Below are 23223 nucleotides of genomic sequence, written 5' to 3' on the forward strand. Positions count from 1 at the left end.
TTTTCCCTTTCTTATATCGGTGATTGCCTATTTATCTTGCTTCCAGCTGATTTCGCAGTAAATGACTAAACATACTTTTCTTCTCATCCGCCAGTTGGGCAAATCCACCCTTTTGGATTACCTTTCCTTCCTCTAATACAACAACTTGATCTGCATTCCTGATTGTCGATAATCGATGTGCAATTACTATGATTGTCATTTTTCCTTTTAATCTATCTAGCGCTTCCTGAATTTTCGCTTCATTTTCCGTATCAAGGGCACTTGTTGCTTCATCCAACACCAAGATGGTAGGTTTTCGCAGGATAGCTCGTGCCAATACAAGTCGCTGCCGTTCCCCCCCAGATAGTTTTATTCCGCGGTCACCAATAATAGTTTCAAGTTTATCTGGAAGTCTATTAACAAATGCATCGGCTGATGCAAACTCCAAAGCCGCCCACATTTCCTTGTCACCTGCGTTAGGCTCAACTAACATCAGGTTCTCCCTTATGCTGGCATTAAATAAAAATGGATCTTGCGGTACATAACTAATCGAACGCCTTAACGACAGCAGTCTTTCACTTTTAAGGGGGTTCCCATCAATTAAAACTTGCCCCTTTTCTGGTTGATTTAAGCCCATTAATAAATCAATTAATGTGCTTTTTCCTGCGCCGGACCTTCCAACAAAAGCAGTCATTTGATTCGATGGAATGGTTATATTTATGTCATGCAATGCATAGTGCGTTTTACTTTGATCATATCTGAAATAAATATGGTCACATTGAAGGTTGTCATTTAGTTTAAGGGGAGGGATATTATCATCTATTTCAATTTTAAATTCTCGAGCGTTCCTACATTCATGTTGCATTGCTTTCACAGCCTTTAACGCTGGGATTGTTGTTGCTATTTGCTCCATTGATGATTGAATACCTGCAACTTTTGGCCAAAGTCTTGAAAATATAATAATAATCAACATTAATTGACCTGCCTGGGCGTTAAACATAGACACTGCAACATAGATAAATCCCGCTATCAATACACTTGATGCAATTTTATAATATAATTGGGAAGTTGTTTTTAACTTTGTATATTCTATTTGTTCATATTGCATCCTATGTGTTATTGAACCGTACCAATTCATTCTAGAGCTTTCCAGCGTATTACTTTTTATATCCTTTATGCCATTTACCTGATCGGTTATTCCAGCTAGGTAGTCTCTTCCAAGTTCATAATTACGTTTTCCTAGCGCTAGGGATTTCATAAGAAATTTACGATTAAAATAGATAAGAACTAGTCCGCATAGCAGCACAAAAATAGTTATAGTTGGGGATAGCCAAAAAGCAAGCCCGATTTGAATCAACGTAAACACGAGGGAAGACATGAATTTTAGAAAAGAATTTGTTCCTGCGCTGGCGCGTGCCAACTCAGCAGTTAATATATTTATAAGGTCGGATTTCCTTTGTTTGATGAAAAAATTCCAGTTCGCATAAAGTAATGAACCGTAAGTCTCCATACGCATATGCCTCAAAAATCCAAGCTGAATGACCGCATTTTTAACGGTTAATTGTCTACTCACTACATTTTGAGCTATTACAACAAGGACAAATATTGCTAGAATCAATGGCAGCCTTAATGAATCTGGAATGTTTTCCACAAAGCCAAACAAACTCATAAATGGCAGTTCCTCAGCACCCATATCGACAATCCCGCTCATACTAATTAACGGAACCAATAAGATGATTCCTATACCCTCGAGCAAACTAATAGCAGTCATTGCAATAAGATTTATATATAGAATTTTTCCAGAATACGCGTGTATTTGTTTTAAAAAATATAAAACATGACTCATTTGTTTCCCCCCTAAGGTAATGCATGCTTTCTTATTTTCCTTGTCTTTCTCCAGGCCCATAATAGGGGTCGTAATGGAAAATATAAATAATGAAGCTTTTTTGGTAACGGAAGTGTTTCCGCATCTTCAGGATATGGATACAGAAAGCTAACAATGAAAAGAAATTTTTGCTGAAAAGACATTAAAGAAAACAAGTGATGTTTATGATAGCGTGCAATATCTTCAGGAACAGGGTCAGTATGCAAATTAATCATTGACTCAAGGTAAAATATTGCTCCCTGAGCTAGTTTCTTTGAACGTTTGGATATAAATAATGATTTCATTTGCATTGTTATTGGTGCATTTAATAGCTCTGATGCCAAGATCATACTCTGTCCACCTACACCCAAAAAATAGTTTGTTTTTAATAATTTGTACACCGTTTTCCAATCTACGTTCTGTTTTATTAAGTGATGAATATCAACTAACCAACGTAAGCGTGACCAACCATGTCGGGATCCATGTGATACAAGAAATAAAAACAAATCTTCGTTTCCTAGTAAATAAACAGGAAAATTTGTGAGTGGACTTTTATTCTTCCTTTTCCATAAATCATAAAATCCTGGTTCTTTACTTGGGCCTGGATTTAGCCGCCAGTGGATCTCTAGTTTAATATTTTTTACTGGATGTATATAAGTAACATGATGGTGTCTCCATTTCCAGTCATTCAACACAGTTTGTATATAGTCATCTTTTTCGTACCCTTGACTTATAAGAAGTTGTTCCGCTTGATCAATTTTTTCAATGGGGATCAACATATCTAGATCACTTGAAGTACGAAGCGAAACATCACCGTATAGTTCATGAGCAAGTGCTGGACCCTTTAAAAAAAGAAGATTTATTTGACTTTCTGAAAATAATTTACTAACACGTTCCATTTCCCCACTTAGATGGAGCATTTGAAATGTATTTCGCATGTATTGCTGCTGCAAAAACTCTTTGACATATGTTGGAACAAATTCTTCCTTTAGAAGTTTTATCTTCGAATGGAGCAGAGGATAAACACGGTGATGCTTCGCTTGATTTATGAAAAGTTTCCAATCTATCTTGTTACACAGTTCTGCTTGATGTTTTACGATATATTGTTCATTTCCCTCTTTTAGTAATGCAAGAATTAACTTTACTTCTTTGGGGATATGCGACAGATTAAGTGTGTTATCCATAGTTTTCTCCTTCTAGATTTTTCATTTGCACTACCTTTGCAAATTTAGCAACAACAGTGAATCTCCCCATTCCCTCTGATCCCGAAACATAGAATGATCCACTTCGTAACCAAGCGTGCGCAATCAAATTACCACTTTCATCCTTGGCAGTGCCTAGATATAGAGTCGAATCAATGTGACGACGCTTCAACATTTTCTGCCCAGCGATTGCTTTTACTAAGCATTGACTTTCCCAGAAAGTGTACGGGCTTATAATTTGTATTGCTGACCGTATATTTTTCAATATTACCTTGTGTTCTATGTCTGCGGTATAAGTGGTTTCTTTTGAGCTTTCACCTAGGGATGGGGCGATTTTGGAGAAAGGCATACCTTTGAGAAAACGTGCCCTCCCTAGACAAATAAAAGCTTCCAGTAATAGTAATTTTGTTTTCCATTTTAATGAAAAAAAAGTTTTTATTTTTTTCATAAGGTTCATTGTTCCTTTCTAACAAAACTATGTTAAATACATCTAAAAGAATCCAAAGAATTATTAACATGAATAACAGTATTAATTTGGTAACCAACCTTTATATTTCAGAAAATATAGAGGTTGGTTATGTAAGATTATTGATGGAAAACTAAATTAACTGTCACCAAGGCTACCACCACCCGGATTGCAATTCTCCTCCCACCAATGTTCAAACTGGTCCCACCAATCCCAATTCATTGTTTGTTTAACATTTAAGGATTCTAAAACAGGCTTTTTCCACTTACCTTTCATTTTGTTCACCCCCTTTCAGGATAGCTTGATTAAGGCACCTTTCATGAGACACTTAAAATGCTGCACCTTCCCCTGTTTTAATGAGCTTTTCATCTAATAATAGATTTAAAAAGGACAGCACCTGTTCCTGGCATTCGTCCCGCTCCACATCATAATGATCCATTAAATATGCTATTAAATCTTCTGTCGTTATAGGGTCTTTAATTTGTTCCCAAATCTCCCCTCCCATATGTCCCAGATTGTAATATTTACCATTGTGGATACTTAACATCACCTTCTCGCCGTCCATATCGCTTACAATGTTTCCCTGTTCCTGACTAAGAATACTTTGGTTTTTAATCATGTGACTTCCTCCCCTTCACCTATTTTATTTAAAATTAAATCTGCTAACTCATTAGCAGAAAAGTAAGAATCAGGCCGCTTAATTTGATAAAGGATAATTTGATTGACTATGCTTGCAGTTGTACTAAAATGCCATTCTAATAATCCTAACCGATTAATTAAAAAATTCCGGTATGTATGGTTGAACAGGGTATGTAGTTTTCCAAGATTTTTAATAGGGTGGATTTCAATCTCATCGTTATCCGTTTTATTAAGTTCAAATACCCCGGCCAAAGGGACTGGTTCGGTTGCAAATTGTTCTGGAACTGGAACTGCGAACTTTGTTTCCCTGTTGAATATGGGGCGAAAGGATCTTGAATCCATACCAAATTGATCTAAACTTTCTATCCAAAGTTTTTGTTGTGGGTAGGCGGGTGTTACAATTGGGAGGTTATCCTCACGTAATGTTACCGGGATTACATCATCACTAAGGAGTCGGTAACCCCTTTTTAAAAATACGGAAGCAAGTGTTGATTTACCAGCACCTGAATTACCCACAATCGCATATGCCTTTCCATCGATCATTAATGCACTTCCATGTAGGGGAAGTACTTCTCTTTGCATTAATAGTGCCCCCATACAAGTACCTAGGACGTAGAGTCTGATTTGATCTTCTTTGAAACCATCTATAGGTGAAACAAGAATCTCTTTACCCTTTTGAATTAAAAAAATGGCTATATCAGGAATATGAAATAAAACAAAATCTTTTTTAACAACAAAGTACCTGTTTCCCTCTGATAGATCGGACCATATTTCTGATAAATTAGCGTACCGTATAAAAATATCCGCCAATTTCTCTTCCGTGTTAGTCTGGGGCAATTCTGACAGTGGAATATCACTAGAAATACTCAAACCGAAAGCTTTATAAACGATTTTTTTCACAGTATCTATCATCAATCTTCTCTCCCCTGCTTTTTAATGAATGCCCCTACACCTAGAAAAAGTATAAGGGCTAATGGATAGGTAAAGTTTAACTGTCTACATCGTTTGGTAAACAACTTGCGTTTGACTGTCCGTGGTGGGTTTCATGCTTCCCATCTGACACATCAAAACAATCCGCATTTGCATTGCCCGGCCCATTCATTGTCATGCTAACATCAAGAACTTCCAACATCGGTTTTTTCCAAGTCTCCTTCATCTTTATCACCCCCTTTTTTAATCGAAACGTTTTATAAAGCGACTAACGATTAGACTACGTGTCAAGATTTTAAATTCATCAGTGAACACTATTTCCGGTCTGTGTTCAGTCCCCATCTTTGATAAAGACTCCTTAAACACCCTCTTGTTAATAAATTCACTTACAATTTGGTTGTTTGCAATCTCATGAAGTTCGTCAATAAAACTATTCCACCTAGCTGACATACGGTGTATGACATCCGCCCCTTGTATTCCTCGCCTATGTTGATTCATTATCACTTTATCCGGTAAAAAGTTTTTCATTCCCCTCCGTATTATCGATCTTCCCATTCCACCTTTAGCATATTGTTCCTCCGGTAATGCTAAACAAAAGCGTATAACATTTAAATCATTAGTTGGATCACGATCCCATAATGAATAACGCAAAGATAACTTCGTTGAAGCAACTCCGCTTTTATTCCAAACATACAGATGCTTGAAATAATTCTCCCGATACTTTGTTAGATTTTTAATACCACCATTTATATCAAGTCCATATTGTTCAAGCCTTTCAAAAACATTTGTCCTCTTTGCAAGTGAGGGGTTAATAAATGAAGGAAATTTGTATTGGTCGTCCGTCTTTGCAAAAACGGACAAAATTGCCCTTTTTGCAACGAATGGAATCATGACTTTCTTTCCCGTATTAAAATTTTTACAGTAAGAATCTAATTCGCTTAAAAGCTGTATCCATTTTAATTTTTTAAATAGGTCTGCATAAAAATCGAATGTTAAAGTTATAGATCCCCAAGATATTGAATGATTTCCTCTCGCACCATTTAACATTACTTTTATCCCTTGATTGCTAGCTGCTTCATTTACACCCTTTAACCAAAAAGTATTTTCAAAGAATTTATATGGCATCTCCATTATTGCCAAAAAGCTATCAACCCCTGTAAAAGGACTTTTCCCTTCAAAGCTTAAATAGTTATCTGAGATATTCCCTACATAATTTACGGTTTCTTTTATAAAGGGTCTTTCATCAGCTATATAATACTTGGAAGTCCAATCCGTAAAGCTATTTTCTGGAATGTAACTAAAGGTATGTAAACGTTTATTTTTCTTTTGTAGTTCTTTCGCGGCAAAGCTAACAACTGAGCCCGAATCCAATCCCCCACTCAGATGGGAGCCCACCTCACCGTGGGTGCGGGTACGGGCCGTTACTGCCTCTTTTAACACATGTCGAAATGCCTCTTCGTACTCTCTGTTCGACTTAAGTTTTAGTTTTTCTCTAATATCGATTGTGCTATATCTTATAAGCGAAACTTTTCCATCCACGACGGTAATACTGTGTGCAGGTGGTACCTGTTGAATTGTTTGATACACTGTTGAAAACATATCAACTGCCTCTACCATAGTGGGAATTGCCAGGAATTCAGCTAACCATTCCTCATTAAGTTTCATTGGAACATAAGGTAATGAGAGTAATGGTTCAATCGTTGTCGAAAAAACAAATCTACTTTGGTTACGGTAAAAGTAAAGCGTCCGGGCTCCGGAAAAATCCCTAGCACCAAACAATTTCTGCTTTTTTGCATCCCATATCATAAAGGCAAAGTCACCATTCAAATGCTTTGGAACTTCTTCGCCCCATTTGTGGTATGCCAACAATATTAACTGGCTGTCCGGTGTTAGCTTTCTTTGTTCTTGATTGACTTGTAACCTATCAAATAACTCATCCCGGTTATCAATAATTGCATCCAGTGTTATAGTAAGTTGTCGCTCGTAATCATAGTAAGGAACCTGTTCATTAATAGATTCGGGAGTGATCCATTGCGCATGACAACCGAGAAAGATATTTTCCTCTTTCCATGAATCAATGGAATCTGATGGATACTCACTTAAGGATTTCATTAAACAATTACAGTCTTCTCTTATTATGGGTTCTCCATTAAAATGCATTATTCCATTTATTGCACTCACAATATATCCCCCCAAACTACCAAGTTATTTTTGTTCGTTATAAAGAACAACGATGTTAAAAAACTGCTTCTCATTAGTGAGAAGTTGTTCGGGGTTTAATATCTGTTCTTTATAAAGAATTAACTAGGTCAAATTTACCACTATTCACATGAGATGTCAATAATAATTTGAATAATTCCTTAATATAGTTAACTATGGTTAGACCTGCATACCAAAGTATACAGGTCTATTTTTCATAAGTATTAATTAACTGTAATTAACAACATCGTCTTTCATTGCGTCTGGATCAGGTTGAACTTCATCTGGATAATGTAATCCTGGCCCGGCCATAGTCATATTGATATCAAGTACTTCTAATAACGGCTTACTCCATGTCTTTTTCATCTTATCACCTCCTTAAAAAGTTCTTTTAATAAATCGATACAAAATTAAACTTCTCATTAATAACTTAAATTCTGAATCAAGTATAAGTTCTGGTTTTGGATTTTCCGTTACTTTTACTATTGCTGATTTAATTACATCCAGGTTTAAACATTCAGACATTACAGGATCTATGGTAATATTTTGGAATTCATTGATTAACTCCGCCCATTTGGGAAGTAGCCTTTGGATACCATCTACACCCTGGGCCCCTTTAACCTTATGATTTAATCTTACTTTATCCGGTAAAACATTTTTAGTTGCCCTACGAATTAATGATCGATCCACTCCCTGCTGTACATACTGTGAATCGGGTACAGATAAACAAAATCGGACAATCCGGAGGTCATTTGTTGGATCACGATTCCAGATTGCGTTTCTTAACGAAAATTTAGTGTCAACAGTTCCATTACTTCGATAAAATAGTTTTTCAAACTGATTCCTTCGTGCTCCATAGGTACTTGGTAAGGTAGAACCCGTTTCATCAATACCATAACTTTGTAACCTTTCTATTACTCTAGTTCTTTCAGCAAATTCCGGATGTATTAACATTGGTATAGAGTGTTCTGATTTATAGCCAAATTTATTAATCAAGGGAAATGCCTTTTTCCCTATTACAGACAAAATCCTTTTTCTTCCTGTCCCTTTAACATGAATAAATGCATTAATTTCTTTATTTAGAGTTATCCAACGTAGCCTTTTGAGTAGCTTTGTGTAATAATCTAGAGCATCCCCCCATGAAATACTATAATTACCCCTCGATCCATTTAGAAGCACCTTTACTCCTAGTCGGCTAGCTTCTTCATAAATCCCAGAAATCCAGTACGAATTTTCAAAAAATTTATATGGCATTTCAAGTACATCCAACCATAAATCCATTTCTGTTAATGGACTTTTACCAGGAAAACTTAGATAGTTTTGCTTAATATTTCCAACATGATTGACAGTCGATTTAATATAGGGGCTTTCATCTGCTAATTTACTTTTAGGTGTCCAGTCTTCGAAACCATCCAGAGGCACATAACTAAACGTATGCAATGGTTTTTTATCTCTTTCCAAGGCTTTTGCAGCAAAACCAACAACAGAACCGGAATCTAATCCCCCGCTTAAGCGTGAACCTACCTTATGATCAGTTCGTAAATAATCATTGATCACTTTTCCAAATAAATCTATAAAAGCTTCCTCGTATTCAGCATTTGACTTTAAATTTAATTTATTTTCTACAGTCAATGTATTGTATTGTGAAAGGGCCACGTTTCCATTACTTACTGATATCGTATGGGAAGGCGGTACCTGGCAAATCCCTTTATATACAGTTGAAGACGGATCTACAGTATCAAACATATCCGGTATGGCTAAAAAATCTGCCAGCCACAGTTCATTTAAATCCTTCTCCACATAGGGTAAAGATATTAGCGGTTGTATAACAGTACTGAATGCAAAATGATTATTTTTATTGTAATAATAAAGTGTTCTAGCACCGGAAAAGTCTCTGGCACCAAATAATTTCTGCTTTTGTTCATCCCAAATCATAAATGCAAAATCCCCTATTAAATGTTTAGCAACCTTATCTCCCCATTTACAATATGCCAGCAAAATCAATTGGCTATCTGGCATTACTTTCCTTTGATCTTTCCTAACCCGTAAAATATCAAACAACTCTTCACGATTATCAATAATGGCATCAGCAGTAATTGATAATTGCCTTTCATAGTTATAAAAAGGCAACTTTTCACCAGCTGATTCAGGGGTGATCCATTGTGCATGGCAGCCCAGAAAGATATTTTTCTGCTGCCAAATATGAACGTCATCAGCAGGGAATTTTTGAAGAGCCTGCATCATGCAAATGCTTTGTTCATCAGATATAGGTTCATCATTACTATTGTATATCCCGACTATAGCACTCATAATTTTCTCTCCCGTATTTAAAAAATTATTCTCAATAAAGAACAAAATGAATGATTATTACAAAGTAAATAAAACAATTATACTCCTGCTTTTGGGTTACATTATGTTCTTTATAATGAACAATACCACATATAATTACTATTCACAAGTAAAATTTAAACAAAATCTAGTTAATTGTTATGGCATTGATCCCGACTTCTCTAATTTATTGTCAGTTGCTACAAGTCCCCCATTATTGATTTCAAATACAATATCACAGTTTTCTATTGTACTTAATCGGTGCGCTATAATAATCAAAGTCTTTTCACCTTTTAATCCATCAATTGCTTTCATTATTTCTTTCTCTGTTTCATTGTCTAATGCTGAAGTTGCTTCATCCATAAACAATATTTCTGGATTATGATACAGTGACCGTGCAATACCAATCCTTTGACGTTGACCTCCAGATAATCTTACGCCTCGCTCACCCACGGTTGTTTCCAAACGCTCAGGAAGTGCTTCAACAAATTCTTTCATCTGTGCCTGTTCTAATGCCCTCCATACTTCCTCATCTGCAATCTGATTATCATTTATCCCGAAAGCTACATTTCCTCGAATCGTATCATCCGATAAAAAGATAGCTTGCGGGATATAGCCTATTTTTTGCTGCCATATAGACTTTTGTTCATGCAAATTTTTCCCGTCCACTAAAACGCTGCCACTTTCTGGTCGAAATAGTCCAAGGATAATATCTACAAGTGTTGTTTTGCCCGCGCCGGACTCGCCAATAAACGCAACGGATTGACCAATGGGTATAGTAAGAGAAACATCCTTTATTGAGTTTTCCAATTGATTTGGATACCTAAAGGAAACCCCATTTAATTTTATAGAGTCGGTATATGTTTTCTTTCCTTTATTAATTGATGCAAAATCTTTTTTAGAGTTAATAGATTCCTCCGTATTCATAAACAAGTCCTCATATACTACAGATAATGCTGGCTGACTATATCGTATAGTTGTCGTTAAAGCAACAACACGTGTAATTGAAGGCATCAATCGAAAAGCTGCCATAGTAAACAGTGCCATGGTCGATACAATTTGCGATGTACTTGTTCCTTGAAACACTACTATTAACATGGTAATAAGAACAATAGATACTAATAATGTTTCGATAAATAGCCTTGGTACTTGTTCCAACATTTTCATATATCGGCTATTGTTTGCCTTAATTTGGCTTTGACCTTTGTAGGCTTTTATAAAGAAATTTTCTTTCCCCGAGACTTTAACTTCTTTACTTGCTCCTAGACCCTGATTTACCCATTTGATCATTGTTCCACTAACTTTTTGCTGTTCTTTACCCAAAAGACTAATTTTTTTACGAAGAATTGCAAAAAACAAAAAAACACTTCCACCCAATAAGATAGAAGCAACTATAGTTGCAACTGGCGCCGTCACCAAAAGCAACACCAATATACATGTAGTGACAAGAATTTCAGTAAATAATTGAAACCCTGACATTATAATGCCTTGAAACACCCTTGATACTTCTCCATTTACATTGCGTAATAGATCTGCTGTATTTCGCTGTAAATGGAAAGTGTATGGTTTTGTCAGGTATTCTTTAAACAATTCACCGGACAACTTTACTTGTTGATTCAATATAACCCGAAACTGTGCATAATTGAATAGAAGTAAGTAGAGATTCTTTAATACAAATATAGATAGCAATACAATGACTGAAAAAATAACAAATGATGTTGTTGATTGAAAATTAAACAATTCATAGATGTTGGATAGAACTGCCTGCTCCTGAATAATGTTGGGGTTTGTTATAATCCCAACAAAGGGAACAATCAACCCAATTCCAACAGTTTCAAATAGAGCCGCTATAATCATCATAAAAAAAAGGATCAGTAATTTTTTCTTATCCCTTTTGTTGAACAACTTTAATAGTTTTGTGATTATATTTATCAATTTTTCACTCCTCACCAAAACAACCAGTTACATTTTTGTCCCAAAAAGTCTTATACTAATTTGATTTTTTCTTAAAATATTGAGCTTTGTTTTAAATTTTAGTGCATTGATAAACAGCCTAGCATCCTTTTTAATACAAATTAATGTTAGAAGCTTATAAAAAATGGACGGGCATTTATATATCAATATATCCTTTGCAAAATCACTGTCTTCCATTATTGTTGATACAATTTCATATCTTTGTTCCGCGGATATGTCTTTTTTAACTGCCACATTTTGCATAAACAATAATGTGACCTTTGTAAAATGGTTTTTTACACTTTCAATATTTTCATCTTGTTTGTATTGTTTACTTAATTCAATTAAAAAGTTTTTATTATCTAATATATAGTCATATAAATCTGCTCTAAAAATTTTAGTTAATGATTCTCTATTTCGGATATAGTATTTATAGTAAGCCTTTTCCACGTACAACAAATTGTCAACCAAGGTAAGTAAAGTAAAATTCAACCTTACATCTTCACTATGATGCTTATTCTCATCAAACCTTATATTATGTGAATCAAAAATTGATTTTTTGTAAAGTTTGTTTACACTAGAAACCAAGCTATAGGTTTTACCAAGTAGTAAAGAAGGAATTATATCATTTATGATATTTTGTTTCCCTATAAGTTGACCTTTATCCTTCCAAATTGAAGATACACTTGTTGTGTTGTTTACTAAATTGATACTTTTAATCGGGCAAATAACCATGTCTGCGTTATAATAATCTGCTGCCTTTAGTAATTCCTCATACATTGTTGGTTCAATTGTGTCGTCCGGGTCTACAAAACCAATATAATCTCCCTTAGCTATTTCAATTCCTTTATTCCGAGCCGAAGACACTCCACCGTTTTTCTTATGAATGACACGTATCCTTTTATCCTTTTTTGCATATTCCTCGCAAATTTCTCCACAGTTGTCTGGAGATCCATCATTTACAAGAATAAGCTCAAAATCATTATAGGTTTGAGCTAAAATTGAATCAATACATTTATTAATGTAGGACTCCACTTTATAAATAGGTACAATAATACTAATTTTATTACTCAAGGCTTTTACTCCTTTAATTCATATAGTTGAATAATTTGGTGATCTCTTTTGTAGTATCCACACTATTTTGAGACAGATTAAATATTAAATCCTTACGACTTTTTGGGTTTTCAATTATTTGAACCCACGTTAACCCTTCCTTTGCATCCCCACTTAAACAAGGTGATAAATTTTTTCCATCTGATTTATATCTTTAAATATTTCTTTTGATAAATTGAAATAAAATACGGTAGATTGTCTAGGATTATTTAATAATTTCTTTATTGCGAAATAAATTTGTTCTTCTTGAATGTCTACAATTATTCCGGTAATTTCATTTTTAATTTGTTCTTTTGCTCCGGTAAAATTGGTTGTAATAATAGGTTTTTGTAAGGCTCTTGCTTCGGCAAGGGTAATACAATATCCTTCATATCTTGACGGTTGAACATAAATATCACACTGATCCATGTATGGATAAGGATTTGGATTCGAACCCAAAAGAATGAATTTATCTTGAACATTATATTCTTTAATTAACCTTTCATATTCGGTTCGTGAACTACCTTCACCTAGGCAGTACCATTTAACTTTATAACCCTCTTTTACTAACCTCGCCAGAACCCGTATAGCTATGTCTTGGCCTTTTTCATTTGCTAATCTACCAACAGTTAGAATCCTATGCCCTTCATAGTTATCCCTAAATCCTTCCCCTTCTAATGATTGTTTTTTTATAATATTCGATGACACTACATTCAAAAAAACCTCTGACTTCTCTTTTGTTGAAGGCGCAAGTTTAATGAGTTTCTTTCTAGCTTCATCAGAAACAACATATATTCTATCGAAGTATTTATATATTTTAACCGCAAAATTTATGTTAAACCCGATCTTAGAAACATCAAAATGAATCCATTGAACCTTCTTCTTTGCTTTTATTTTATGGATAACAAAATAGCTTATGAAGTCCATTGGACCAGCATAAGCTACAGCAATATCATATTCACTTTTTAAGCCAGGTACGTTCTTTAAAACGTACTTGAAGAAAATACTTCTATTTTTAAGAAATTTGGAAAGTAGTTGTGTAAACAGAAGACCAATTGTGCCACATATCTTGCCCCTTTTCAGGAGGTTTAAAGCAACTTCCTTTGGTGGCCTATTCAAAACCTCCTTTAATTCACAATATTCCTTAACATACTCCACATTCACTTCACTCGGTATCGAATTAAGAAAACCACCATATTTCTCTAACATTAGTATTGTAATGTCATATTCACTTTTTGGAATCTCAGAAATCATATTAAGTAAAGCCTTTTCTGTTCCACCCACATTCATATTTATAAGCATAAACACTATATTCTTTTTCATCATATCCCCAAATCCTCTTTAGAGATGTTTAGTAATTCATCTAAACTTTTAAATTGTTTTATAGAGTCTTTTGATAAAGGCTCTATCATAGCTTTATTATCAAAACCTCTATTTATTATATTTTCGTCATATTGTAAGTGAAGATCTTTCATAGTTACTAAAATATTGCATTGGCCTATGTCTTTAAGCATATTACTAGTTTTATTACTATATATTATGGGTATAAGCCCAATACCCAATAATAAGGCTAATATATTTGCATGAAATCTTGCCGCTATAAATAATTTAAAAGAAGTAATTAAACCCATAACCTCTTCAATATTCCCTCGATAATTATATACGGATACCTTTTTAAGCGTTTCTAAAGATAAATGGGATTTTATTTCATCTATTAATTCAAGATCTCCCTCTAGTTCACAAAAAGACATTAAACAACAATCGTGGCCTTTCTTTACTACTAAGTTTATAGCCTTTACTGTACTGACTATATAGTCATCATAATAAGAATATAAACCTTGTTTATGTCTCACATCAATAATCGAAAACCCAACCATATTTTTTTTAGCCCCTATTGTTATATAATCCTCTATTCTCATTTGAAAAACTATATCAGAAGCGTGTCTTACTTGTGGGAGATTATCAAATAATTTATACGAATCTAAGTCCCTAAAACACACATCATCACATAGTTTAAAAAGTTTCATATAATCATTCAAAAACCCTTTTGTCTCGTAAGGACCAAAGTTTGCGCCAAGTATAAATACAGGTTTATTTCTATTCTTAAACTCTGTTACTAATTTTAATCTATCTTTATATAAGGATTTATGATATCTTTCCTCTCTAAAAATAGATCCCCCTAAAAAAATTAATGCTTTGTGATTCTCTGCAATCTTATCATAGTTTTTTATTGAATCAGTTAGCCTGAGGCGCTGCCCAATCTTGTTGAAAAGTGTATATTTTCTTCTATTTACGTTTTTATATCCTGAGATAAATTCATCATAGTGACTACCCACATAGTTAACCGTAAATTCACAGTCCGGATATTTTTTTGCCAGTATATCTAGGAAGAGGTCATCCCCTAAGTTGAATGCAAGATAAACATCTACAAAAATCTTTTCCACTGATCAATCACCTCGTTTAGTTGCTAATTAATTTATAAAAGTCAGATATTTGATGTACAGGACTATAAGTTATAGTTCTATCTAATTCATTTTCTATTTTTTTCTTAAAGGCTCTATCATCTAAGTACTTTTTTATACCGTAATATATACTATCTATATCATGTTCTACAATTACTCCATCAACATTGTTAGTAATAATTTCCTTTGCAGCTGAAAAGTTAGTGCAAATGATTGGCCGTTTTAATATTTTTGCTTCATTGATGGTCAAGCCGAATCCCTCTTTTAGTGATGTTTGGACGTAAATATCGCAAACTTTCATATAACAATAGGGATTTAATTTTTTGCCAAGTAATATGAAATAGTCGTTTAACCCGTATTTGTGGATTAACTTTTGGAGTTTCGCTTTTTCCGACCCTTCTCCGATCACATACCATTTAAATTCATAACCTGAATCTTTTAATTTTTTTGCAACCTCAATGGCTTTATTATGTGCTTTGACGGCTTCTAGTCGACCTACTGTTAGTAAGTTTATTTCTGATTTATCAAATTCGCTACTCTCTTGTTCCTCAGCCATTTTATAAATAACTTTAGGATTAATTATGTCTAAAAATATTTCTACCTTATTGTGATATTCATTTCTAGTTTTAGATACCGATTCCTTTGTATGCTGGGAAACTGCAATTATTTTATCAATTTTCTTATATGAATCATAATCAATTTCTTTATCATACAATGTATTGCTATAATCAGTATTGATCCAGGCTAATTTTTTTTCAGATGTAACCATATTTGCAACAAAATACGTAGGCATACCCTGACTGTAGGCTATTGCAACATCGTATTCTTGAAAAAGTGGAGTAAAGATTTTATGTATACATTTATAGACTACCTGCTCACTATGAAGTGGATTTTTTTTCAAATTATTCAACCTTAAGGCAAATGAAGTTTTAAATTTATAATAATAAAAATAAGCATTAGTAATCGCCGCCCCGGATATTTCTTTATTTATGAATCGAAAGTATTCTGGTACTAATAATATATTTACATAATTAGGTATTAAATCTTCAAGCTCCCCTCCTTTTTTAAAAAGAAGTAAATCGATATCATACAGTGACGGATCTATCATGTTTAACAATGAAACTAAACTTTTCTCCGCTCCCCCAATACATAGTGAGTCAATAACAAATAGTAGTTTGCTTTTCATAGGTACTTACCTTCTAACCAATTTATTTTTAATTCTCTTTAATTTAATTACTAAATTCCCATAGTAGAGTGCTAGTAATATATATTTCTTTTTCAACAGAACAATATATGGTTTATATAGTAAGGAATGAGTCTCAAAATTATCAATTCTAGTGTTTATATAATTCATCTCGATTATATGGGTTACATTTAAAATTGCCTCCTTCGTTTCCCCTTTTTCAATATTCCCGCTTTGCTGTTCAACAATTTTTATTAAAATGTCCTGTATTTTTTTGGTTATAATTTTATTTTGTTTTTGTCTTTCGAGGTTAACACATTCAAAAATTTTTTCTATATGCATACAAACTGATATAAAGTTATTAATATAACTGATATCAGATTTAGCAGTTATACTATTTTGATTCAATCTGTTGTAATTATATAGATGCTTATTTAAAAATGAGAACGATTTGCACACAGAAACATATTGAAGAACAAATACTAGATCTTCGTTCATGAAGAGTTCCTTATTCATTTTCAATTTGTTCTTAGTAATAATCTCTTTTTTATATATTTTCCCCCATAACACTCCCCCTGTCCCCTTGCAGACCAATTCCATGATGGAATGAATGGAATTGGTATTTTCAAAGTTGAAATCATTATATTCAACCTGTCCATAGACAGAAATATCTTTATAACCACAACAGACGAGGTCTGAGTTTAGGCTATCCATTCTATTAAATAAACACTCGACATAAGTACTATCAATCGTATCATCAGCATCAACAAAAACAATAAATTTTCCATTTGAATTAGAAATTCCTATATTGCGCGCTTCAGAAGGGCCACGATTTTCTTGAAAGAAATATTTAATCCGCAAATCTCTTTTTAGATAACTCATAATATTTTTTTCTGTATCGTCAATAGATCCATCATTAATAATTAAAACTTCAATATTTGAATATGTTTGGAAAAGTATACTGTCTAAACATTCAGAAATGTAGGATTCACAATTATACACCGGAACAATTATACTTACTAGTGGATTCATATTATCCTTCCTAATCAATCTGATCTTATTTAATTTCTTTTAGAACTGTGTAAAGTTTATTTAGTTGTTTAAAGTTTGCATAATCCTTCTCTATACAGTTTTTCGATAGAACTTCTCTTAAATCAGGATGCTTATACAGGTTTTCGACTCCTTCGGATATTCCTGTAATAGTTTGTTCACAAATATACCCGTCAATTCCGTTTTGAACTTGGCTTTTTGCAGTTGGATAGTTTGTTATCATAATGGGTTTAGCAAGAATTTGTGCTTCCCCGACAGTAACGGCTTTACCTTCATACCTTGACGGTTGAACATATAGATCCGCTGCTTTCATAAATGGATACGGGTTGATTTTTTTCCCCATTAAAATAAATCTTCCTTTTAAGTCATTTTTTGCTATTAATTCCTGTAGTACTTTTTCATCCCCTCCATACCCAACTACATACCATGCTATATCATCATACCCTCTATTCTTTAATATCCTTAAAGCTTTTACCGCGTTATCAATTCCCTTGGCATGAGATAACCTGGCAACAGTTATTACCTTAAATCTTTTATCCTTCATCAATAGATTATCTACCTTTTCATCTGCCATTTTCCTAACAAAGTCTGGGGAAGCAATATTTTCTATTACTATTACCCGATCTTGTAGTTCACTATATTTTTTTAAAAAGGCATCCTTACAAGCCTGTGATACCGCAATAATAAGATTAAAGTGGTTCCACATTTTCAGGTCCATATTTACATCAGTTTCTACTGTAGAAAAATCAGTATGTATCCACGCTATTTTCTTTTTTGCCTTAACTTTTTTAGCTACAAAGTAGTGTGGCCATAAATAACTGATTGCTAAATCATATTCTTTCTCTATTACAGGTAGAAAAGGTAATGTATATCTCCACATAAGCTGCATTTGATAATAGCCCGGTTCAACAATTCCCTTTAATCTTCCTTTAATATCCGAGTTAATTTTGGATAAAATTCTTGAATAGCCAATATTGTAATGCCCATCTTTAAATGTTTCTTTTATTGACTTTCTGAATGTACTATAAACTGGTATTTCAGGTAATAAATTTACTTTCTTGGATAGCAATTTCATGAAATCACCTTTATGCCTGTATAACATTAAATCCACTTCGTATTGACTGTAGTCAAAGTTTTCGAGTAAATTGATTAAACTCCTCTCAACCCCGCCAACTTCCAAATCAAAAGAGGATATTAACAGCTTTTTCATGTTGATCTCCTAGAAGTTGAGACTAATTGTCTAATTCTTGCAATATTGTCTCCACCTATCACTTTGGAGGTTAGAACTTTCATATTACTTTTTAACCTAGCCTTTGTTGGCAACCAACTTTTATTAAAATGATGTAAGGTATAAGTAGTTTCTGTTAGAAAGCATCTACAATTTATATAATCATATGGTGAGAAATATGTTTGGGGATAAATTGCACCAAATCCAATAAATTCTTGATATTTCCCATTCATTTCTACTCCAATTTCTTTTAGGATTTTAGTAATAATTGCTACATTTGTTAACTCATCAAAGCTCCCATCATTTTTAAGGAAACTTCTATCTCGATACGAATCTAATAATAGCTTTAAAACTTTATTTCCTTTCGTGGCTCCTATAGTGCTTGTAGCTATAAAGTTCCCTTGCTCAAATCCCCAAAATGATTCATGATACAATAGATTATCAAACGTTCTAAATACTTCTACATCCGTGTCTAAATAAATACCACCTTCATTATATAAAGCATGTGCTCTTACGTAATCACTAACGAACGCGTATTTTTTATTTTGATATGCTTCTTTCACGTATGAGTTTGAGTTGATATTAAAATTTTTTTCATTCCACTCAATTAATTCGTAATCATGTAATAGCCTTTTCCAGTTATTAATAAGTTTTATAACGACATCTGGCTTTTCTTTTCCTCCGAACCAACAATAATGTATACGTTTAGGGATTTTATTTTCACTTTCGTTTACACTCAATATTATAGCCCCCATTCATCTTCACTTCTCCACATCTCCATTCTCATTTTTCCATTTAGCAAATTCAATCAGCGTCTTAAATTCCTGCAGCTGTTCTTTATCTACACCTGAATCTTTTAATTCTTTGACAAAATCGATCCATTCGCTCTCTTGGATAGCTTGTGAATCACTGGTTGAATCGACTAACACCTGAAGATCCACGTCGAGCACGGCTGCAATTTTCTCCATAATTTGTACCGATGGATTGGTATTCACATTGCGCTCAATGTTGCTTAAATAGGATTTTGAAATGCTTGCACGACTGGCGAGCTCTGATAAGGTTAGCCCCTTTTTCTTCCGTATCACCTGGATATTTTTTCCTATCATTCCACTATACCTCGTGTTTTCTAAAGTAATAAATCGTTTTTTTGGCGTCATTTACCGTATTTATAAAACAATTAATAACACTATTTTGTTCTTTCTCCGTCATGTTTGATCCCGATGGAAGGCATATTCCTGTTTGAAACAGGTCTTCCGCGATATGCTCATCTTCAGTGTGTGAATAATAAGCAGCATCTTTAAATAATGGCTGCAGATGAAGTGGTTTCCATACATGGCGTGCTTCAATGTTTGCTTTATTCATTGACTCGACGATTTGTCTTACAGATACCCCGAGCTTTTCTTCCCTGATGGTCAGGGCTGTTAACCAACGATTTGAACGTGTTCCAGCTAATTCAGGCATAAAATTAACTCCGGGCAGATCAGCTAATGCGTGGTAATACCGATCAAAAATACGTCTTCTTGCATCCACTCTGCTTTCCAATACGTGTAATTGTGCCCTTCCAACTCCGGCCAAGAGATTACTCATTCGATAATTGTACCCAACCACACTATGCTGATAATAGGGTGCTGAATCACGGGCTTGGGTGGCCAGATAACGAGCCTGCCTCATTGTCTCCTTTTCATCAGATACAAGCATGCCACCGCCGGATGTGGTAATAATTTTGTTACCATTAAATGAATAGATACCATATTTGCCAAATGTCCCGCTTGCCTTATCCTTATATGTGGATCCGAATGATTCGGCTGCATCCTCAATGATTGGTATGCCATAGTAATTACATATAAGTTGGAGCTCATCCATTCTTGCGCTTTGACCATATAGGTTAACGATAATAACAGCTTTAGGCAGTTTTCCTTTTAAAGCTGCCTCATTCAAGGCCTTTCTAAGCGCTGTTGGCGACATATTCCATGTGTCAGGCTCCGAATCAATAAACACTGGTTCCGCACCCTGATACAAAATTGGATTAGCACTGGCAACAAATGTAAGGGTTGAACAGAATACTTTATCTCCTTTTGTTACACTTAATAAAGAAAGAGCCAGGTGAATGGCTGCTGTGCCGGAATTTACGGCAACAGCTTCAATAGCTCCTACATACGCGGCTATTTCATTTTCAAATGCATCTACATTTGGACCGAGTGGTGCAATCCAATTAGATTTGAACGCCTCCATTAAATAATATTGCTCCCTTCCACTCATATGTGGCGGGGAAAGGTAAATTTTCGGATTGACCATATATAGAAACCACCGTCTTTTCCTGAATTTATTTAATTAGTATTCTTTCAATTATTCTCGTTGGGCATCCCACAGCCTTACTATATGCTGGGATATGCTCTATTACAGTAGAACCGGCCCCAACAACGGACCATTTACCAAGGTGTATGCCTGGAATAACCGTGGTTGATGATCCAATGTGCACACCTTCACCGGTACTCACATTACCTGTTAAGGTTGCATTAGGTGATACATGCGTATAATCGCCAAGCCTGTTATCATGCTCCACGATTGCACCGGTGTTAATAATGCTATGCATGCCAATTTCAGCTCCTGCATTTACAACCGCATTTGGCATAATAACCGTCCCATTTCCAACTCTGGACGTTGAACTGATCACCGCGGTTGGATGGATGACAGATAAATAGTATTCCGACGGCAAATTTAACTGTTTTACGATTTTCTTTCTAATTTGATTACTTCCAATTGCAACAACCACTCTTATATTCGGCCCCAACAGCCTTACTAAAAATGGAATAGGAGCATAAATAATTCCTTTTACCTTAAACTTTTGTTCATACTTATCATCTAACATTGCAATGATTTGATTTTCTTTTTTAGATATAATTATTTCCTGTATGACCCTGCTGTGACCGCCATCTCCCAAGATTATTACCTTCATACTAAATCACTTCATTTGATCCTTTAAATTTTTCCATCGAAACGGACTCATCATGGTTGATCCCTTCCTTTTTCAAGACTTTAGCGATCGTATAAAGCAGAATCTTACAATCTAATGGAAGGCTCCGGTTTTTCACATACCAAATGTCTAAATTAAATTTCGCTGACCAGGTAATTGCATTTCTTCCATTTACCTGAGCCCACCCAGTAATACCTGGTCTGACATGATGTCGCAGCCCCTGTTCTTTGGTATAAAGAGGTAAATATTCCATTAACAATGGACGCGGCCCTACTAAACTCATATCGCCTTTCACTACATTAATCAGCTGCGGAAGTTCATCCAGACTATATTTCCTTAACAACCGTCCCAATGTTGTTAGCCGCATCAAGTCTGATTGATTATCAGTTGTGTTGATCATGCTGCGGAATTTATAAAGGTAAAAGGGCTTTCCAAATAATCCTGGTCGCTGCTGTTTAAAAATGATTGGGGCGCCCATGTTCATTTGAATGGCTACAGCAATGGCAATCATAATCGGTGAAAAAACAAGCAAGAGCATGAGCGAAATGATTGTATCCATTACCCGTTTCACAATGCTATGCCCCCTTCTATTCCGGCATTAAAAAACCCGTTGCATAATTAAGCATCGGGGTTCCATCTCTATTCTTAGCCGCCTCCTCATAACCACTTGGATTATTTCGCTGCCATCTCCACGTATCCTCACACATTTCAACGATTCCTCTGCTTGCCTGCCAACCAAGTACAATTCCGGCCTTCACAGGATTTGCATAACATACAGCTGCATCACCCGCTCGACGATTTGAAACAGTAAATGGAATATTTTGTCCGGAAGCTTTTTCAAACGCTGCAATCATCTCTAAAACACTGTAACCTGTTCCTGTTCCAAGATTATAGGCATCAATTCCATTTTCATCTTTTTCTAACGCTTTTACATGACCTTTTGCCAAATCAACCACATGAAGATAATCCCTCAGACCTGTTCCATCTTTTGTTGGATAATCATTGCCAAAAACGGTTAGCTTCTTTAACTTACCGATTGCCACCTGTGAGATATACGGCATTAAATTGTTTGGGATTCCATTCGGATTTTCACCTATCAGCCCGCTTTCATGGGCGCCTACTGGATTAAAATAGCGCAGTAAAGCTATATTCCAGGTCTTATCCGCTTGATAGACATCATGCAATAGCGTTTCAATCATTTGCTTTGTCCGCCCATATGGATTGACAGCAGACAAAGGTGTGTCCTCAGTAATTGGCATCTTGTTCGTCATACCGTAAACCGTTGCCGATGAACTAAATACTAGTCTTCTCACTTGATACTTCTTCATCATAGCTACCAAATAAATGGTTCCAGTGATATTATTTTCATAATATCTTAGTGGAACGGTTACCGATTCTCCGACAGCTTTTAAACCCGCAAGATGGATAACTGCATCAAATTTGTTTTTAGCAAATACTTCGTTTAGTTTTTCCTTATTCAGCAAATCGGCATGATAGATGGTAAATTGTTTACCCGTTATTTCCGATACACGTCTTAATGCTTCTGGATGGCTGTTTGAAAAGTTATCCAAAACAACAATTTCATGCCCTGCATTCAATAGTTCTACGCAGGTATGACTGCCAATATAGCCAGCCCCGCCAGTTACAAGAATCATCATTTATCATTTTCCCCTC

General features: G+C 34.8%; 23 protein-coding genes. All 23 read right to left on the minus strand.

Features of this window, described 5'->3' with window-relative positions:
• Positions 1 to 31: 31 nt before the first annotated feature.
• The 23 genes from CFK37_RS16850 to galE all read right to left on the minus strand — a co-directional run bounded on the left by CFK37_RS16850 (position 32) and on the right by galE (position 23207).
• Positions 32 to 1825 carry an ABC transporter ATP-binding protein gene (locus CFK37_RS16850; protein ID WP_089062966.1) on the minus strand — a complete coding sequence of 598 codons (1794 nt, stop codon included), beginning with the start codon at positions 1823 to 1825 and terminating at the stop codon, positions 32 to 34.
• Positions 1826 to 1836: 11 nt separating this feature from the next.
• A complete protein-coding gene (locus CFK37_RS16855) occupies positions 1837 to 3027 on the minus strand; it encodes a nucleotidyltransferase domain-containing protein (RefSeq protein ID WP_089062967.1) in 1191 nt (396 codons plus the stop codon).
• Entirely contained in the window at positions 3020 to 3502 is a 483-nt protein-coding gene (locus CFK37_RS16860) for a lasso peptide biosynthesis B2 protein (RefSeq protein ID WP_089062968.1), read from the minus strand. The genes CFK37_RS16855 and CFK37_RS16860 overlap by 8 nt, the downstream gene beginning before the upstream one ends.
• A 147-nt stretch (positions 3503 to 3649) precedes the next feature.
• On the minus strand, positions 3650 to 3787 hold the full coding sequence (locus CFK37_RS19985; protein WP_157724876.1) for a paeninodin family lasso peptide: 138 nt from the start codon (positions 3785 to 3787) through the stop codon (positions 3650 to 3652).
• Between the two features lie 52 nt (positions 3788 to 3839).
• A complete protein-coding gene (locus tag CFK37_RS16865) occupies positions 3840 to 4130 on the minus strand; it encodes a lasso peptide biosynthesis PqqD family chaperone (protein ID WP_089062969.1) in 291 nt (96 codons plus the stop codon).
• Positions 4127 to 5062 carry a phosphoenolpyruvate carboxykinase (ATP) gene (locus tag CFK37_RS16870; RefSeq protein WP_089062970.1) on the minus strand — a complete coding sequence of 312 codons (936 nt, stop codon included), beginning with the start codon at positions 5060 to 5062 and terminating at the stop codon, positions 4127 to 4129. The genes CFK37_RS16865 and CFK37_RS16870 overlap by 4 nt, the downstream gene beginning before the upstream one ends.
• 76 nt (positions 5063 to 5138) lie before the next feature.
• Positions 5139 to 5306 carry a paeninodin family lasso peptide gene (locus CFK37_RS20555; protein ID WP_157724877.1) on the minus strand — a complete coding sequence of 56 codons (168 nt, stop codon included), beginning with the start codon at positions 5304 to 5306 and terminating at the stop codon, positions 5139 to 5141.
• A 17-nt stretch (positions 5307 to 5323) separates the two neighbouring features.
• Positions 5324 to 7261, minus strand: coding sequence for an asparagine synthase-related protein (locus tag CFK37_RS16875; RefSeq protein WP_089062971.1), 1938 nt, complete (start codon positions 7259 to 7261; stop codon positions 5324 to 5326).
• Between the two features lie 246 nt (positions 7262 to 7507).
• Positions 7508 to 7645, minus strand: a complete 138-nt coding sequence (locus CFK37_RS19995; protein WP_157724878.1) for a paeninodin family lasso peptide — start codon at positions 7643 to 7645, stop codon at positions 7508 to 7510.
• A 12-nt stretch (positions 7646 to 7657) separates the two neighbouring features.
• Complete coding sequence (locus tag CFK37_RS16880) at positions 7658 to 9589, minus strand: asparagine synthase-related protein (RefSeq protein WP_089062972.1); 1932 nt, start codon at positions 9587 to 9589, stop codon at positions 7658 to 7660.
• A 177-nt stretch (positions 9590 to 9766) separates the two neighbouring features.
• Positions 9767 to 11542, minus strand: a complete 1776-nt coding sequence (locus CFK37_RS16885) for an ABC transporter ATP-binding protein (protein ID WP_245837245.1) — start codon at positions 11540 to 11542, stop codon at positions 9767 to 9769.
• 27 nt (positions 11543 to 11569) lie between these two features.
• On the minus strand, positions 11570 to 12634 hold the full coding sequence (locus CFK37_RS16890; RefSeq protein ID WP_089062973.1) for a glycosyltransferase: 1065 nt from the start codon (positions 12632 to 12634) through the stop codon (positions 11570 to 11572).
• Positions 12635 to 12787: 153 nt separating this feature from the next.
• The gene (locus CFK37_RS16895; RefSeq protein WP_089063699.1) at positions 12788 to 13975 is read right to left on the minus strand and encodes a glycosyltransferase; all 1188 of its coding nucleotides are present in this window, start codon (positions 13973 to 13975) and stop codon (positions 12788 to 12790) included.
• Positions 13975 to 15096: a polysaccharide pyruvyl transferase family protein gene (locus CFK37_RS16900; protein ID WP_089062974.1), complete on the minus strand. Its 1122-nt coding sequence runs from the start codon at positions 15094 to 15096 to the stop codon at positions 13975 to 13977. The genes CFK37_RS16895 and CFK37_RS16900 overlap by 1 nt, the downstream gene beginning before the upstream one ends.
• A 16-nt stretch (positions 15097 to 15112) precedes the next feature.
• The gene (locus CFK37_RS16905; protein ID WP_089062975.1) at positions 15113 to 16300 is read right to left on the minus strand and encodes a glycosyltransferase; all 1188 of its coding nucleotides are present in this window, start codon (positions 16298 to 16300) and stop codon (positions 15113 to 15115) included.
• A gap of 6 nt (positions 16301 to 16306) precedes the next feature.
• Positions 16307 to 17329, minus strand: coding sequence for a glycosyltransferase family 2 protein (locus tag CFK37_RS16910; RefSeq protein WP_089062976.1), 1023 nt, complete (start codon positions 17327 to 17329; stop codon positions 16307 to 16309).
• Between the two features lie 25 nt (positions 17330 to 17354).
• On the minus strand, positions 17355 to 18557 hold the full coding sequence (locus CFK37_RS16915) for a glycosyltransferase (protein WP_089062977.1): 1203 nt from the start codon (positions 18555 to 18557) through the stop codon (positions 17355 to 17357).
• Complete coding sequence (locus CFK37_RS16920; protein ID WP_245837246.1) at positions 18554 to 19315, minus strand: glycosyltransferase family 32 protein; 762 nt, start codon at positions 19313 to 19315, stop codon at positions 18554 to 18556. The genes CFK37_RS16915 and CFK37_RS16920 overlap by 4 nt, the downstream gene beginning before the upstream one ends.
• A 21-nt stretch (positions 19316 to 19336) precedes the next feature.
• Complete coding sequence (locus CFK37_RS16925; RefSeq protein WP_089062979.1) at positions 19337 to 19681, minus strand: helix-turn-helix domain-containing protein; 345 nt, start codon at positions 19679 to 19681, stop codon at positions 19337 to 19339.
• Positions 19682 to 19685: 4 nt separating this feature from the next.
• Positions 19686 to 20870, minus strand: a complete 1185-nt coding sequence (locus CFK37_RS16930) for an aminotransferase class I/II-fold pyridoxal phosphate-dependent enzyme (RefSeq protein WP_089062980.1) — start codon at positions 20868 to 20870, stop codon at positions 19686 to 19688.
• Positions 20871 to 20898: 28 nt separating this feature from the next.
• The gene (locus CFK37_RS16935) at positions 20899 to 21531 is read right to left on the minus strand and encodes an acetyltransferase (protein ID WP_089062981.1); all 633 of its coding nucleotides are present in this window, start codon (positions 21529 to 21531) and stop codon (positions 20899 to 20901) included.
• Position 21532: 1 nt separating this feature from the next.
• Positions 21533 to 22120, minus strand: a complete 588-nt coding sequence (locus CFK37_RS16940) for a sugar transferase (protein WP_089062982.1) — start codon at positions 22118 to 22120, stop codon at positions 21533 to 21535.
• A gap of 16 nt (positions 22121 to 22136) precedes the next feature.
• On the minus strand, positions 22137 to 23207 hold the full coding sequence (galE, locus tag CFK37_RS16945; protein ID WP_089062983.1) for a UDP-glucose 4-epimerase GalE: 1071 nt from the start codon (positions 23205 to 23207) through the stop codon (positions 22137 to 22139).
• Positions 23208 to 23223: the final 16 nt, after the last annotated feature.

Origin of the sequence: Virgibacillus phasianinus (assembly GCF_002216775.1) — a bacterium.
GTDB classification, from domain to species: Bacteria; Bacillota; Bacilli; order Bacillales; family Amphibacillaceae; genus Virgibacillus_F; species Virgibacillus_F phasianinus.

Bases quoted from the DNA above. Each gene is read 5' to 3' on its own strand.
- CFK37_RS16850 (WP_089062966.1), bottom strand. From the start codon at position 1,825: ATGAGTCATGTTTTATATTTTTTAAAACAAATACACGCGTATTCTGGA.
- CFK37_RS16855 (WP_089062967.1), bottom strand. From the start codon at position 3,027: ATGGATAACACACTTAATCTGTCGCATATCCCCAAAGAAGTAAAGTTA.
- CFK37_RS16860 (WP_089062968.1), bottom strand. From the start codon at position 3,502: ATGAACCTTATGAAAAAAATAAAAACTTTTTTTTCATTAAAATGGAAA.
- CFK37_RS19985 (WP_157724876.1), bottom strand. From the start codon at position 3,787: ATGAAAGGTAAGTGGAAAAAGCCTGTTTTAGAATCCTTAAATGTTAAA.
- CFK37_RS16865 (WP_089062969.1), bottom strand. From the start codon at position 4,130: ATGATTAAAAACCAAAGTATTCTTAGTCAGGAACAGGGAAACATTGTA.
- CFK37_RS16870 (WP_089062970.1), bottom strand. From the start codon at position 5,062: ATGATAGATACTGTGAAAAAAATCGTTTATAAAGCTTTCGGTTTGAGT.
- CFK37_RS20555 (WP_157724877.1), bottom strand. From the start codon at position 5,306: ATGAAGGAGACTTGGAAAAAACCGATGTTGGAAGTTCTTGATGTTAGC.
- CFK37_RS19995 (WP_157724878.1), bottom strand. From the start codon at position 7,645: ATGAAAAAGACATGGAGTAAGCCGTTATTAGAAGTACTTGATATCAAT.
- CFK37_RS16880 (WP_089062972.1), bottom strand. From the start codon at position 9,589: ATGAGTGCTATAGTCGGGATATACAATAGTAATGATGAACCTATATCT.
- CFK37_RS16895 (WP_089063699.1), bottom strand. From the start codon at position 13,975: ATGAAAAAGAATATAGTGTTTATGCTTATAAATATGAATGTGGGTGGA.
- CFK37_RS16905 (WP_089062975.1), bottom strand. From the start codon at position 16,300: ATGAAAAGCAAACTACTATTTGTTATTGACTCACTATGTATTGGGGGA.
- CFK37_RS16910 (WP_089062976.1), bottom strand. From the start codon at position 17,329: ATGAATCCACTAGTAAGTATAATTGTTCCGGTGTATAATTGTGAATCC.
- CFK37_RS16915 (WP_089062977.1), bottom strand. From the start codon at position 18,557: ATGAAAAAGCTGTTAATATCCTCTTTTGATTTGGAAGTTGGCGGGGTT.
- CFK37_RS16925 (WP_089062979.1), bottom strand. From the start codon at position 19,681: ATGATAGGAAAAAATATCCAGGTGATACGGAAGAAAAAGGGGCTAACC.
- CFK37_RS16930 (WP_089062980.1), bottom strand. From the start codon at position 20,870: ATGGTCAATCCGAAAATTTACCTTTCCCCGCCACATATGAGTGGAAGG.
- CFK37_RS16935 (WP_089062981.1), bottom strand. From the start codon at position 21,531: ATGAAGGTAATAATCTTGGGAGATGGCGGTCACAGCAGGGTCATACAG.
- galE (WP_089062983.1), bottom strand. From the start codon at position 23,207: ATGATGATTCTTGTAACTGGCGGGGCTGGCTATATTGGCAGTCATACC.